This window comes from Streptomyces sp. NPDC048001, assembly GCF_043203115.1.
Lineage (GTDB): Bacteria > Actinomycetota > Actinomycetes > Streptomycetales > Streptomycetaceae > Streptomyces > Streptomyces sanyensis.
The window spans coordinates 831,057-843,771 of sequence record NZ_JBIDBN010000001.1 but is presented as its reverse complement, the minus strand read 5'-3'; the positions used below and the strand labels follow the sequence as shown (position 1 = coordinate 843,771).

Sequence of the window (12,715 nt, the reverse complement as noted above, 5' to 3'; positions counted from 1 at the left end):
CAAGATCCTCCCCCAAATCGGGGCAAGCTCCTAGGACCTTCGACATTCCGGTCGTCCGGGTCAACCCGGTGCCGCCGCCCGCCCCCTGCCCGTCCGGGCGCGGCCGCCCCGTGCGCCCCGTCCGGGAGCCGCCCCGCCGAGGGGTGCCGGGGCGGCGCCGACGTCCGTGAATCCGCTCACGGATCCCGCCCGACCTGCCCGGAACGGTCGTCACAATCAGGGGAGTTGATAAACAAGCCCTGCCATCGGGCTGCACCGGATCCCGCTCCCGGAGTAGGCTCCTTGATCGTCAAGATCGGCGTAGCAGGAGCAGAAGGCGGTGCGTGGGTGAGCTCGGGAGGGCTGGAGCTACCCCCCGGTGACGCGGGTCACGAGGGAGAGGACTCCGCCGAGATCCCGCCAGGTGCGGTCTCGCTCGCGCGGCCGATCGAGATCGGGGCGGAGCTGGAGTGGGGGGCGGACGCCTGGAGCGAGGTCCGCACGCGCGCCCAGCGGGCCGGCCGGGCCTACATCTGGCTGAATCTGGTGGAGCAGCGGCTGAGATCCGTGGTCGCCGCGGTCCTGCGGCCGGTGTACGACCCGGTGCACGGCGAGGACTGGGTGGTGGCGGCGGCGGGACCCGCCGGTCAGGAGTGGGTGCAGCGCGCGGTCGCCGTGCGGGAGGTCTCCCGCCGCAAGGGCTATCTGCTGGACCCGGCGGACGACAACGTCCTGTCCTTCCTGACCCTGCCCCAGCTGCGCGAGCTGATGGTGCAGCACTGGCCCTGCTTCGAGCCCTACTTCGACGACCGCCGGGAGGTCGAGCTCGCCCTGGACGAGCTGGAGGTCGCCCGCAACGTCGTCTCGCGCAACCGCGCCCTCAACGAGGCCGTCCTCGCCCAGGCCGAGCGGGCCTCCGCCCGTCTGCTGGAGATACTCGGCGGCGGCAGCGGGGCGCCCTCCGCCGAGCGGCTCCCCGTCGACGCCGTCGAGGACCTGGTGGGCGACCGGTACGCCGACGTGGTCTCCGTCCATCCCGACCGGGTGCGCCTGCAGCGCCAGCTCCCGGCCGAGGACCTGTTCGGCGGGGCGCGCCGCCTCGACGCCATCGGCATAGGCCTGAACCTGCTGGTGCAGAACTTCTCGGGCCGCAGACTGGTCCGGCTCGCCGAGTCCGGGTGCCGCATCCGGCTCCTCTTCCTCAACCCGGCGAGCAGCGCCGTCAAGCGGCGCGAGCGGGAACTCGGCCTCAGGAAGGGCGAGCTGAGCCGCACCGTGGAGATGAACATCCTGCACGTGCGCCGGGTGCGCGCCCGGCTGAAGGACCCCGGGGCCTTCGAGATCCAGGTCTTCGACGAGACCCCGCGCTTCACCGCCTACCTGGTGGACGGGGACGGCCCCGGCGGGCTGGCCGTCGTCCAGTCCTATCTGCGCCGGGCCCGCGGCATGGAGGCGCCCGTGCTGGTGCTCCGCGGCGGGGGGCGGGCGGTGGTGCGCTCCGACCAGGAACTCGACACGGGTCTGTTCCAGACATATCGCGAGGAGTTCGAGTCGGTCTGGGCCGATTCCCGGCCGGTGTCCTGAACCGGGCGCACCATGGTCCCTGTGGGTCCCGGCGCGGCGGCCGACCACCGGTCGCGCGGGACCGCGCGCCGGGGGTGCGCGCGGCGGGCCGCGGGGCGGTCCGGCCACCGGTGCCGGGGGACGGGTGAGGTCGGTGGACAGGACGCGGGTGTCCGTGGCGCGCTGGTGCGAGGACGTCGCCAGGGCCGGACTGGACGAGATCAGGACCCTCGCGCGGAGCGCGCCGCCTCCCGCGGGGGAGCACTGGCGCAGGGTCGAGGTCATCGCCGACACCTGCCAGCGCATCCCCTGCGGTGTCCGGGGCCACGGCCCCGTGGCGGACATCCGCCTCCGGCGCGCCCTGCGCCGGGCGTGGTCGGCCACCCCGGCGGAGGGGCGGCGGTGGCTGCGGCACTGCTCGGACTCGCTGGACTACCCGGTGCCCCGCCCCGTCGACAGGCTGCTGCGCGACGGCGGCCGCTGAGCACGGGCGGGCCACGCCCGGGCGGGGGCCTCCCGCGGGCGCCGGGGCGCGGGCGCCCGTCGACCGGCCCGCAGCGGTGTCAGTGCGGCGTGCGAGGGTGAGGATCCATCGGGGCGCACCGCGCTCGTGGAGGAGGGGGGCGTCATGTCCTGGCACGGTGGACCGCTCGTCGGGTTCGACCTGGAGACGACCGGCACGGATGTCGAGTCGGACCGCATCGTCACGGCGGCGGTCGTGCGGCTGGAGCCGGACGGCACGGTCTCGCGGGAGCGGACCTGGCTGCTCGATCCCGGAGTGGCGATACCCGAGCAGGCCTCGGGGATCCACGGCATCACGACCGGCCACGCCCGGAAGCACGGCGTCCCGGCAGCGTCCGCGGTCGAGGAGATCACCGGTGCCGTGGCCGAGGTGCTGCGCTCGGGCACGCCCCTGGTCGTGATGAACGCCCGCTACGACCTGTCCCTGCTGGACCGGGAGTGCCGGCGGTACGGCCTGAGGTCGATCAGCGAACGGCTGGGCGTGCTGCCGTCCCCGATCGTCGACCCCCTGGTGCTCGACAAGCACGTCGACCGGTACCGCAAGGGCAAGCGCGCCCTGCACGCCCTGTGCGCGCACTACGGTGTGCCGCTCGACGACGCCCACGACGCCCGGGCGGACGCGGTGGCCGCCGTGCGCGTGGTGCGGCGCATGGGGGAGCGCCACCACCCCGTCGGGGCGCTGTCCCCGGCGGACCTGCACGCCCTCCAGGTGCGCGCGGCCGCCGCCCAGTCGGCCTCGCTCCAGTCCTATCTGCGCCGGACCACGAACCCCTCGGCCGTCGTCGAGCCGGCCTGGCCGGTCATCCCGCGGAGCCGGTGACGGGCGTGCCCGGGACGCCCGCCGGGCGGGCCGCTCCCGCCCCGCGGCCCCGTGCGCGGGTGCGCCCTCAGAAGGGGTGCCAGCGCACCTCGGTGTCGCCGTGCCGCAGGGAGTCGACCCGGCGGCGGAACTCGGCCCGTGCCGCCGGGTTGGCCGGAGTGTGCTGGGCGACCCACGCGCAGCTGGCCGTCTCGCGCGCGCCCCGCAGCACCGCGCAGCCCTCCCAGTCGCGCACGTCCCAGCCGTAGGCCGCGGTGAAGGCCGTGTAGGCCGCCGGGTCCAGGCCGTAGCGGTCCCGGGAGAGGGCCATCACGACCAGGTCGTGCTCGCGCAGGTCGCGGGAGACGGTCTCCAGGTCGACCAGCACCGGGCCGTCGGGGCCCACCTGCACATTGCGGGGCAGGGCGTCGCCGTGGACCGGGCCGGGCGGCAGGTGGGGGACGAGGGCCGCGGCGGCCCGCGCGAACCCGTCGCGGCGCTCGCGCAGATAGGCGGCGTCCTCGGCGTCGACGGCGTCCCCGGCCAGTCGCAGCCACCGCTCCACGCCGCCGAGGAGGTCACGCGGGGGGAGGGCGAACGGCGGCGCGGGCAGCGCGTGGAAGCGGCGGAGCAGCAGGGCCAGGTCGGCCGGTGCGGCGGGCCGCACCGGCGGGGGCAGCCGCCGCCACACCGTCACCGGGTGGCCCCGCACCAGCCGGGCCTCGGGCTCGGCGGCCCGTACCGCGGGCACCCCGGCCTTGGCGAGCCACCCGGCCACGGCGAGTTCCCGTTCGGCTCGGGGCAGCAACTCCCGGTCCCTGCCCACCTTGACGACGACGCCGCCGGTGCCGAAGACCGCGTTCTCGCCGAGCGCCAGCAGTTCCGCGCGCTCCGCGCCCGACGCCAGCCCCGCCGCGGCCAGCACGCCGCGTGCCCGTGCCTCGTCCATGTCGTCCCGTCCGCTCCCGTTACCGCGCCCGTTGCGATGCGGCCCAGTCTCCCACCCGGCCGGCGGCGCCCCGGCAGCGGCGGCGGCTCCGGCGCTGCCCGGCTGCGCGGGCGGCGCACCGGCGATCCGGGCCGGGAGGGAGAAACCAGTAGACGAGACGTTCCGTCTCGTCTACGGTGAGCGCATGACACCAGCCGCCCCCGCCCACCTCGCCATGTTCTCCATCGCCGCCGCGGGCCACGTCCATCCCAGCCTGGAGGTCGTCCGGGAACTCGTGCGCCGCGGTCACCGGGTCAGCTACGCGATTCCGGCCCCCTTCGCCGACCTGGTCGCCGCCACCGGCGCCCGGCCCGTGGTCCACCCCTCCACCCTCCCCACCGACCAGGATCCCGAGCGGTGGGGGACGGAGCTCATCGACCACCTGGAACTCTTCCTCGACGACGCGATCCAGGCGCTGCCGCGGCTCGCCGACGCCTTCGCCGGGCACGAGCCGGACCTCGTCCTCCACGACATCACCTCCTACCCGGCGCGGGTGCTCGCCCACCGCTGGGGCGTTCCGGCGGTCTCCCTCTCCCCGAACCTGGTCGCCTGGGAGGGGTACGAGGAGGAGGTGGGCGAACCGGCTCTCGCGCCGATGCGCGCCACCGACCGCGGCCGCGCCTACGACGACCGCTTCACCGCCTGGCTGGCCGCGAACGGCATCCACCGGCACCCGGACGCCTTCGTCGGCAGGCCCCGCCGGAGCCTCGTCCTGATCCCCGAGGCCCTCCAGCCGCACGCGGACCGGGTCGACCGCTCCGTCCACTCCTTCGTCGGCTCCTGCCAGGGGGAACGGGCCGGCCAGGGGACCTGGGAGCGGCCCGCGGACGCCGGGAAGGTGCTCCTCGTCTCGCTCGGCTCGGCCTTCACCAAGCAGCCCGCCTTCTACCGCGCCTGCGTCGAGGCATTCGGGGACCTGCCCGGCTGGCACACCGTCCTGTCCGTCGGACGCCACGTCGACCCCGCGGAACTCGGCGCGGTGCCGCCGAGCGTGGAGGTGCACCGCTGGGTTCCCCAGCTCGCGGTGCTGCGCCAGGCCGACGCCTTCGTCACCCACGCCGGCGCGGGCGGCAGCCAGGAGGGGCTGGCCACCGGCACGCCCATGGTCGCGGTCCCCCAGGCGGTGGACCAGTTCGGCAACGCGGACATGCTGGTCGGACTGGGCGTCGCCCGGCGGCTGTCCACCGAGGAGGCCACGGCGGAGCGGCTGCGGGAGGCGGTGCTCTCGCTGGTCGGGGACCCGGAGGTCCCGGCGCGGTTCGAGAGGATCCTCCGGGGGATGGCCCGCGAGGGAGGGGCGCCCCGTGCGGCGGACCTGGTCGAGGCCGAACTCGCCGACCACGCGGCCGGTTCGGCGGCCTGACCGCCATGCGGCCGGTTCGGCGGCCCGACCGCACCGCCCCGGACGGCGGGCGCCCCGTCCTCCCCGGGCGGCAGGCGCGCCCCGCCCGGGGAGGAGAACGGCGCCCCGGCCCGTGGGGAGGGGCGGGGCGCCGCGGGCGCCGGGGCGGACACGGGGGTCAGATCCGCACCGGCGCCGGCTCCTCGCCCCGCGTCTCCCCGGCCGCCGCGGGTATGGCCGGCGCGTCGTGCGACAGCTCGGGCAGCCAGCGCAGCCACGCCGGGAGGTACCAGTTGGCCTCGCCCAGCAGCGCCATCACCGCCGGCAGCAGCACCGCGCGGATGACCGTGGCGTCGATCAGCACGGCCACGGCCAGGCCGACGCCCATCTGCTTCATCGACTGCATCGACAGCGTCCCGAAGATGGCGAAGACCGCCACCATGATCACGGCGGCGCTGGTCACCACGCCCGCCGTGGTGACGACCCCGTGGGTGATCGCCTCGCGGGTCGTCCGCCCCTGCATCCGGCCCTCGCGGATCCGGGACACCACGAAGACGTGGTAGTCCATCGACAGGCCGAACAGGATGACGAACAGGAACAGCGGCAGCCAGGCGACGATCGCGCCCACGCCCTCGGCACCGACCAGGGAGGCACCCCAGCCGTGCTGGAACACCGCGGTGAGGATGCCGTACGCCGCCCCCACGGACAGCAGGTTGAGCAGGATCGAGGTCACCGCCACCGCCAGGGAGCGGAAGGAGAGCAGCATCAGCACGAAGGCGAAGACCACGACGAAGGCGAACACCGGCAGCGCCGCACCGGTGAGCTGCTCGTTGAAGTCCAGCGACCCCGCCACCTGGCCGGTGATCGGCGCCTCCACCCCGTCCACCGCGCCCAGGGTCGCCGGACGGACCTCGTCCCTCAGCAGCAGCAGGCTCTTCTCGGCCCTCTCCTGGTCCGAACCGCCGACCAGGGGGACGGAGATGAAGGCGACGTCCTTCCCGGCGTCGGTGACCACCTCCACCGGCCCCTCGGAGGCGCCGGAGGAGACGGCCTGCTCGCGGAAGGCGGCGATGGCCCGCTGCACCGGCTGCGCGTCGATGTCCCGGGCCCTGACGACCACCTGCGCGGGGTCCGCCCCGCCCGGGAACGCCTCGTTGATCCGCTCGTAGGTCGCCACGATGGGCAGGGAGTCGCCGAACTCCTGGTCCAGGGTCAGGTTCTGGGTCTTCATCCCGAGCGCCGGGAGGGCGAGGGCCACCAGCGCCCCGCCCGCCACGGCCAGCGACAGCAGCGGGCGCCGCAGCACACCGCCGAGGACGGCCGTCCAGAAGCGGCTCTCGCCGCCCGCGCCCTTCCTCAGCCGGGCCAGGAACGGCACCCGGCCCTTCTCCACCCGCTCGCCGAGGAGGGACAGCAGCGCGGGGAGCACGGTCACCGAGCCCACCATGGCCACCGCGACCACCATCAGCGAGGCGAGCCCCATCGACTGGAACTCGCCGATGCCGGTGAACAGCATCCCGGCCATGGCGACGCACACGGTGACGCCGGAGACGACGACGGCGCGGCCGCTGGTCGCCGCCGCGACCAGGATGGCGGTGCGCGCGTCCCGCCCGGCGGCCCGCTCCTCGCGCTCACGGCGCAGGTAGAACAGGCAGTAGTCCACACCGACGGCGAGGCCGACCAGGAGCATCATCGAGTTCGCGGTGTCGCTCATGGGCTGGACCTGGCTGACGACGCCCATCAGCCCCATCGTCGCCATGATGGCCGTGATCGCGAGGACCACCGGGAGCAGGGCCGCGACCAGGGCCCCGAAGGCGATCAGCAGGATGCCGAGGGCCACCGGCACGGCGGAGTACTCGGCCTGGGTGAAGTCGTCGGCGAAGGCCTCGTCGAAGGTCCTGTTCATGCTCGCGCTGCCGATCTCCTCGATCCGCAGCGTCCCGGCGTGCTCCTTCTGCACCTCGGCGACCGCCTCCAGGACGGTGCCCACGCGGTCGGGTGCCGTCTCGGGGTCGCCCTTGATGTCGAAGGCGACCAGGGCGCTGCGCCCGTCGCGGGAGATGCTCCCGGAGTCGTAGGGCGACACCACCGCGGTGACCTCGCCGGTTCCCTGCACGGCCGTGACCACCGCGTCCACCGCGCTGCGGAAGGCGGCGTCCTGCGAGGTCAGGGCGCCGTCCTCGGCCTGGACCAGGACGTTCTCCCCCGCCGGTTCGACGATGCCCGCCTCGTCCACGATCTGTTCGGCCCGGGTCGTCTCGCCCCGCAACTGGCCGTTGCCCAGTTCCTCGGTGCCGGTCGCGCCGCCGGCGAGCACGGACACCACCACGAACAGCACCCAGATGCCCACGGCGGCCCACCGGTGCCGTGCGCTCCAGCCGCCCGCCCTCGCGGCGAACCCGCGAGGTCCTCCTTCAGCTCTCCCCATGCCGGGCTCGTCCCCTCCGTGCTCCGCCTGCCGACCGGCGCGGCGCCAGGCCGCCGTGCCACAACGCCACGACGGTAGGGGAGCCGCCCCCGCCGCCTCGTCGTGCCAGCCGGTGACCCGGCGGGCGCGCCCGTCCTCCCTGCGGACGGGGCAACCCCTGAGTCCGAAGCCCCATGTCCCTTACACCGAGCGGCAGTTGCGCTGCCTGCCGCCCGGACACCGGCATCGTTGCTGCCTGTTGCGGAGCTGGGCGGGTCCGGTCGAGTTTGTGTCAAGAAACCTTGAGGGAGCTGTCAGAGGTGGATGAAGCCCTTGATCCGTCATGGCCGATCGGTCAGGGTTTCGAGTCAGTCCCCGCAGATCCTTCTCCGCGGGGGCCTTCCCCCCACACAAACGATGACGAGGAGACTCCTCTTCATGGCACATCACAAGCGCTCGAACGCGAGGACGAGGCTCACCGCGGCGGCCACCGCGGTCGCCGCCGCGGCCGGTGCGACCTTCCTCGGGACGTCCTTCGCCGGCGCGGCCCCGCCGGCCGAGGGCACCGTCTACGGCATGAACGCCGAGGGCGCCGTCGCGGGCAGCTACATCGTGCTGCTCGACGAGAAGGCCGACGAGAAGGCCGACAAGAAGGACCTCGCCGAGGAGTACGGCGGCACCCTCCGGCGCGACTACAGCTCCGACGTCAACGGCTTCTCCGCCAACGGCCTGTCGGAGACCGAGGCGCGGCGCCTCGCCGCCGACCCGGCCGTCGACAAGGTCGTGCAGAACAAGAAGTTCACCATCGACGCCACCCAGACCAACCCGCCGTCATGGGGCCTGGACCGCATCGACCAGGCCGCGACCGCGGGCGACGCCTCCTACACCTACCCGGACGGCGGGGGCGAGGGGGTGACGGCCTATGTGATCGACACCGGGGTCCGCATATCGCACGAGGACTTCGAGGGCCGCGCCTCCCACGGCTTCGACGCGATCGACGGCGACGGGTCCGCGGACGACGGCAACGGGCACGGCACCCATGTCGCCGGCACCATCGCCGGCGCGGCGCACGGGGTCGCCAAGAAGGCGGAGATCGTCGCCGTCCGGGTCCTCGACGACAACGGCTCGGGCACCACCGAGCAGGTCGTCGCCGGGATCGACTGGGTGACCGCCAACCACCAGGGCCCCTCGGTGGCCAACATGAGCCTCGGCGGCGGTGCCGACGAGGCCCTGGACGAGGCCGTCCGCAAGGCCGTCGCCTCCGGCGTCACCTTCGGCGTCGCCGCGGGCAACGAGTCCGCCGACGCGGGGCAGGTCTCCCCGGCCCGGGTCGAGGAGGCCATCACGGTCGCCTCCTCCACCGACCAGGACGCCCAGTCCGAGTTCTCCAACCACGGCGCCGCCGTGGACCTGTACGCGCCGGGCTCGGACATCACCTCGGCCTGGAACGACAGCGACCAGGGCACCCGGACCATCTCCGGCACCTCCATGGCGACCCCGCACGTGGTCGGCGCCGCGGCCGTCTACCTCGCCGGCCACCCGGACTCCGCGCCCGCCGAGGTCGCGGCGGCGCTCCTCGCCGGGGCCACGCCGGACGCCGTCTCCGACCCGTCCCCGGGGACGCCCAACAGGCTGCTGAAGATCGTCGAGTAGGGCCCGTTCCCCCTCACCGGACCGGCGGCCGCCGTGCCCTCCCCCACGGGGCACGGCGGCCGTCCCGTGCCCGCCCGCGGGCGGGTCCGCCCGTCTCCCCGAGCGCCCCGGCCCGCCGGACCGCGAGCCGTCCGGCGGTACCTTCTCCGGACGGCCGCACCGGCACCGCGGGCACCGTCCCGGGCCCCCGCCGAGGCGCTCCTCCGGGGCCGGCGGGCGGAAGCCGTCCGTGACGGGCCCGGCCGCCCGCCCGTCCACCGGGTGACATCCGCGCAGGCCAGACCGTCAACTGCTGCCGGAGCACTAGGGTATGGGCCATGACAGCCAGTTACGCGGCGCTGCTGCGCGGGATCTACGTCGGCGGTGCGAAGGGGGTCCCCAGGGCCTGCCCGCCCCCGCCCCCGCCCCCGGCGGGCACGGGCCTGCGTGACGTCCCGGACGGGCCCGGCCGCTCCGTGCGCGCGGCGGCCCCGGCCGGGCCCACCGCCCTCCCCGGCGCGGTCGCCACCACGCGCCACGGGAACACCACGCGCCACGGGAACACCACGCGCCACGGGAACACCACGCGCCACGGGAACACCACGCGCCACGGGAACTTCGTGCACCATGGGAACTTCGTGCACCATGGGAACTTCGTGCGCAAGCCCGCGGAGGCGGCCCGTGGCTGAGCGGCGGCCGGACGCGGTGGACGCGGCGATGGAGGCCGAGTTGCGGCTGCTGGACCCGGTCGTGCGGGCCTCGCCCGAGCTGCTCGCCGCGTTCCTCCACCCCGAGTACGAGGAGTACGGCACCTCCGGTCGGCTGTGGACCCGTGCGTCGATCATGGAGGCCCTGCGCGAACGGCGGACCCTCGCGCCCCGCCCGATCGCGGCCTCGCGGATGCGGGGGGCGCAACTGGCCGAGAGCGTGGTGCATCTGACCTTCGACACCGAGTCCGGGGGCCGTCGGGCCCACCGCAGCTCGGTATGGCGTCTGACGGAGGGCGTGTGGCTGCTCTACTTCCACCAGGCGACCCGCTTCGAGGCGGCCGTTCCGGACGGTGCGCACTGACCCGGCCCGCTCCGGACGGTGCGCACTGACCAGGACGCGGGCCGCCGCCCCGGTGACGGGGCCCCTCGGGGGAGGGGAATGGCCCAGGGAACCGGCCGTCAAGTGGCCCGGACGGATGCGCCACCGGCTGACTAGAGTCCCTTTCATGATCACGACTGACAGCCCCGAGACCGCACGCACCGCCGTCGACGTCTACTTCGACCCGGTCTGCCCGTTCGCCTGGATCACCTCGCGCTGGCTCCTGGAGGTCGAGCGCGAGCGCCCGGTCGAGCTGCGCTTCCGCCTGATGAGCCTCTACCTCCACAACCTCGGCAACGAGCTGCCCGAGTGGTACCGCGACCTCGTCGACCGCTCCCTCGGTGTGGTCCGCGTCGTCGCGGCCGCCGCCCGGGACCACGGGGACGAGGTGCTGCGCGAGCTGTACACGGCGCTCGGCACCCGCATCCACCGCGAGAAGAACCGGGACTTCGACGAGGTGGTGGCCGCCTCCCTGGCGGAACTCGGGCTCCCCGCCGCGCTCGCCGGGGCGGCGCAGGACCCCTCGTACGACGACGCCGTCCGCGACAGCCACGACCGCGGCAAGGACCCGGCGGCCGACGGCTATGTGGGGACCCCGACCCTTCATGTGGACGGCACCGTCTGGTTCGGGCCCGTGCTCCACTCCATCCCGCGGGGCGAGGAGGCGGCGCGGCTCTTCGACAGCTTCCGGGTGCTCGCGGGCCACGCCGACCTCTTCGAGCTGAAGCGCACCCGTACCGGTTCGCCGGTCCTCGACTGAGCGCGGCAGAGCGGGCCCGGGGCAGGTGGGAGCAGTTCCGCCGCCTTGTGCGATCCCTCACAGCCGGGCCCCGCGATCAGGGTGTTTTGCCCGCTTATGCCCGATTGTGGGTGCGGTGGGTCGACAGTCCGCTTCGCGCCGTGACCACCCCTCCCAGCTGACGCTTCCTCGGTTCCCCCGCCCTTGGTAGACACGACGGGACCCACCGGACCGCCGAGGAACCAGCCCGAGGAACCAGCATGAGCCACCACCGCGAAGCGGAACTCCGCTCCTTCGGGTTCGACCTGACCCACCACGAGGCCGTCCGCCGCGCCGCCGTGGTCACGGCGATCGGCGACGGCTGGGACCCGGGCGCCGTGCTGGCCGGCGAGGAGGAGGCGCACCGCCTGCTCTACTCCGGACTGGACGAGGAGCAGCAGCGGACCTACGACCGCCTGGTCGCCGCCGGAGTCCTCCCCGCACGGGACGGAGACGGCCGTGCTGCCGATTGACCCCACCGCCGACCTCGGCAGGCGCGCCTGGGTGCCCTGCCCGGGCTGCGCCGACCACCGGGGCTGCACCGTCTGCGCGGGCGGCCGGACCTGCCGGGACCACTGGCGCTACCTGCTGTCCCACGAGGGCAGCAGGCTCCACCTCCAGTGCCCCGGCTGCACCCATCTGTGGGTGCACGAGAGCGGCTTCGGCGCGGGCGGCCCCTCCCGGGCCTGAACCCGCGGCGGCCACGGCGCATCCGCGGTCGGTCCGATCACGCCGGGTCGGGTCGGATCGGGCCGCTCGGACGGCACCCACCGCGGGTCGGCGCCCCCGGGCCCGCGCCGGGCAGGGGCCGTGATCGCCGCTGCCGGGCCGCTGCGGTGCCCCGGGCCGGCCGGGCCGGCTTCCTCAGGCCGTGTCCCGCAGCACCCGCCCCGCCCCCGCCACCGCGCCGTCATGGCGCTCCAGCAGCAGCCGCGCCAGCTCCGGTGCCGCGCCCAGGACCCCCGCCAGCACGTCCGCTCCGCGGGCCCCCTCGGCGATGCGGTCCGGCAGCCGTCCCGGTGCGAGCACATACGGCGCGACCGCCACCCGTGCGCAGCCCTCCGCGCGCAGCTCCCGCACCGCGTCCTCGGTCCGGGGAAGGGATGCGGAGGCGAACGCGGGCCGCACGGCGCACCAACCGGTGTGCCGCAGCTCCCGCGCTGTGTCTGCGATCACCGCGATCGCCTCCGGGTCGGTGGAGCCCGCCGACGCCAGCACCAGGCCGGTCGAGCCCTTGTCGGCCGGGTCGAGCCCGGCCTCGTACAGCCGCCGGTGCACGGCCTCCAGCAGCAGGGGAGAGGGGCCGAGCACCTCGGCCTGCCGGATCCGCAGCGACGGGGGCGCCGACCGCAGCACGGCCGGGATGTCCGCCTTGGCGTGGAACGCGCGGGTCAGCAGCAGGGGCAGCGCCACCACCTCGCGCACCCCGTCGGCCGCGAGGCGCTCCAGCACCCGGGGCACCGACGGGGCGTTGAAGTCCAGGAAGGCCACCTCGGCGCGCAGCCCGGGCCGCAGCGACCGCACGGCCCTCAGCAGGGCGTGCACGGTCGCCGCGTGCCGCGGGTCGCGGCTGCCGTGGGCGACGGCGAGGAGGACGGGAGGGCGCACGGGGTGGT

The 12,715-nt window shown here is 75.0% G+C and carries 13 protein-coding genes; 10 read left to right on the top strand and 3 right to left on the bottom strand.

All coding sequences use genetic code 11. The annotated features are described in order from the left end of the window. The first annotated feature begins 327 nt into the window (after positions 1–327). The 3 genes from ACGF15_RS03650 to ACGF15_RS03640 all read left to right on the top strand — a co-directional run bounded on the left by ACGF15_RS03650 (position 328) and on the right by ACGF15_RS03640 (position 2,884). Positions 328–1,563 carry an SAV2148 family HEPN domain-containing protein gene (locus ACGF15_RS03650; protein ID WP_392796801.1) on the top strand — a complete coding sequence of 412 codons (1,236 nt, stop codon included), beginning with the start codon at positions 328–330 and terminating at the stop codon, positions 1,561–1,563. A gap of 133 nt (positions 1,564–1,696) precedes the next feature. Then, entirely contained in the window at positions 1,697–2,026 is a 330-nt protein-coding gene (locus ACGF15_RS03645) for a hypothetical protein (RefSeq protein WP_345609283.1), read from the top strand. 144 nt (positions 2,027–2,170) lie between these two features. Then, positions 2,171–2,884: an exonuclease domain-containing protein gene (locus ACGF15_RS03640; protein WP_392796800.1), complete on the top strand. Its 714-nt coding sequence runs from the start codon at positions 2,171–2,173 to the stop codon at positions 2,882–2,884. A gap of 67 nt (positions 2,885–2,951) precedes the next feature. On the opposite strand, the gene ACGF15_RS03635 is transcribed toward ACGF15_RS03640, so the two are convergent. Next, a complete protein-coding gene (locus ACGF15_RS03635) occupies positions 2,952–3,812 on the bottom strand; it encodes a phosphotransferase (RefSeq protein ID WP_392796799.1) in 861 nt (286 codons plus the stop codon). Between the two features lie 184 nt (positions 3,813–3,996). On the opposite strand from ACGF15_RS03635, the gene mgt reads away from it, so the two are divergent. Next, positions 3,997–5,214, top strand: coding sequence for a macrolide-inactivating glycosyltransferase (gene mgt / locus ACGF15_RS03630; RefSeq protein WP_392796798.1), 1,218 nt, complete (start codon positions 3,997–3,999; stop codon positions 5,212–5,214). Between the two features lie 157 nt (positions 5,215–5,371). Here the strand turns inward: mgt and ACGF15_RS03625 are convergent, their stop codons facing one another. After that, positions 5,372–7,621 carry an MMPL family transporter gene (locus tag ACGF15_RS03625; protein WP_362609485.1) on the bottom strand — a complete coding sequence of 750 codons (2,250 nt, stop codon included), beginning with the start codon at positions 7,619–7,621 and terminating at the stop codon, positions 5,372–5,374. 417 nt (positions 7,622–8,038) lie between these two features. Between ACGF15_RS03625 and ACGF15_RS03620 the strand changes: the two genes are divergently transcribed. From ACGF15_RS03620 to ACGF15_RS03595, 6 genes are all read left to right on the top strand, one after another. Then, positions 8,039–9,253, top strand: coding sequence for a S8 family peptidase (locus ACGF15_RS03620; protein WP_392796797.1), 1,215 nt, complete (start codon positions 8,039–8,041; stop codon positions 9,251–9,253). A 317-nt stretch (positions 9,254–9,570) separates the two neighbouring features. Further along, positions 9,571–9,921: a hypothetical protein gene (locus ACGF15_RS03615; RefSeq protein ID WP_392796796.1), complete on the top strand. Its 351-nt coding sequence runs from the start codon at positions 9,571–9,573 to the stop codon at positions 9,919–9,921. Next, positions 9,914–10,303 (top strand): DUF4440 domain-containing protein, encoded by a 390-nt coding sequence (locus ACGF15_RS03610; protein WP_392796795.1) that lies wholly within the window; start codon positions 9,914–9,916, stop codon positions 10,301–10,303. The genes ACGF15_RS03615 and ACGF15_RS03610 overlap by 8 nt, the downstream gene beginning before the upstream one ends. Before the next feature lie 145 nt (positions 10,304–10,448). Then, entirely contained in the window at positions 10,449–11,081 is a 633-nt protein-coding gene (locus ACGF15_RS03605; RefSeq protein ID WP_392796794.1) for a DsbA family protein, read from the top strand. Between the two features lie 239 nt (positions 11,082–11,320). Further along, positions 11,321–11,572, top strand: a complete 252-nt coding sequence (locus ACGF15_RS03600; protein ID WP_345609265.1) for a DUF6400 family protein — start codon at positions 11,321–11,323, stop codon at positions 11,570–11,572. Next, on the top strand, positions 11,559–11,789 hold the full coding sequence (locus tag ACGF15_RS03595; protein ID WP_256521776.1) for a hypothetical protein: 231 nt from the start codon (positions 11,559–11,561) through the stop codon (positions 11,787–11,789). The genes ACGF15_RS03600 and ACGF15_RS03595 overlap by 14 nt, the downstream gene beginning before the upstream one ends. A 174-nt stretch (positions 11,790–11,963) precedes the next feature. On the opposite strand, the gene ACGF15_RS03590 is transcribed toward ACGF15_RS03595, so the two are convergent. Beyond that, entirely contained in the window at positions 11,964–12,707 is a 744-nt protein-coding gene (locus ACGF15_RS03590; RefSeq protein WP_376428436.1) for a sirohydrochlorin chelatase, read from the bottom strand. Positions 12,708–12,715: the final 8 nt, after the last annotated feature.

Excerpts from the sequence above, each read along its gene's own strand:
- ACGF15_RS03640 (WP_392796800.1), top strand. The coding sequence starts at position 2,171 with ATGTCCTGGCACGGTGGACCGCTCGTCGGGTTCGACCTGGAGACGACC.
- ACGF15_RS03620 (WP_392796797.1), top strand. The coding sequence starts at position 8,039 with ATGGCACATCACAAGCGCTCGAACGCGAGGACGAGGCTCACCGCGGCG.
- ACGF15_RS03615 (WP_392796796.1), top strand. The coding sequence starts at position 9,571 with ATGACAGCCAGTTACGCGGCGCTGCTGCGCGGGATCTACGTCGGCGGT.
- ACGF15_RS03635 (WP_392796799.1), bottom strand. The coding sequence starts at position 3,812 with ATGGACGAGGCACGGGCACGCGGCGTGCTGGCCGCGGCGGGGCTGGCG.
- ACGF15_RS03600 (WP_345609265.1), top strand. The coding sequence starts at position 11,321 with ATGAGCCACCACCGCGAAGCGGAACTCCGCTCCTTCGGGTTCGACCTG.
- ACGF15_RS03605 (WP_392796794.1), top strand. The coding sequence starts at position 10,449 with ATGATCACGACTGACAGCCCCGAGACCGCACGCACCGCCGTCGACGTC.
- ACGF15_RS03625 (WP_362609485.1), bottom strand. The coding sequence starts at position 7,621 with ATGGGGAGAGCTGAAGGAGGACCTCGCGGGTTCGCCGCGAGGGCGGGC.
- mgt (WP_392796798.1), top strand. The coding sequence starts at position 3,997 with ATGACACCAGCCGCCCCCGCCCACCTCGCCATGTTCTCCATCGCCGCC.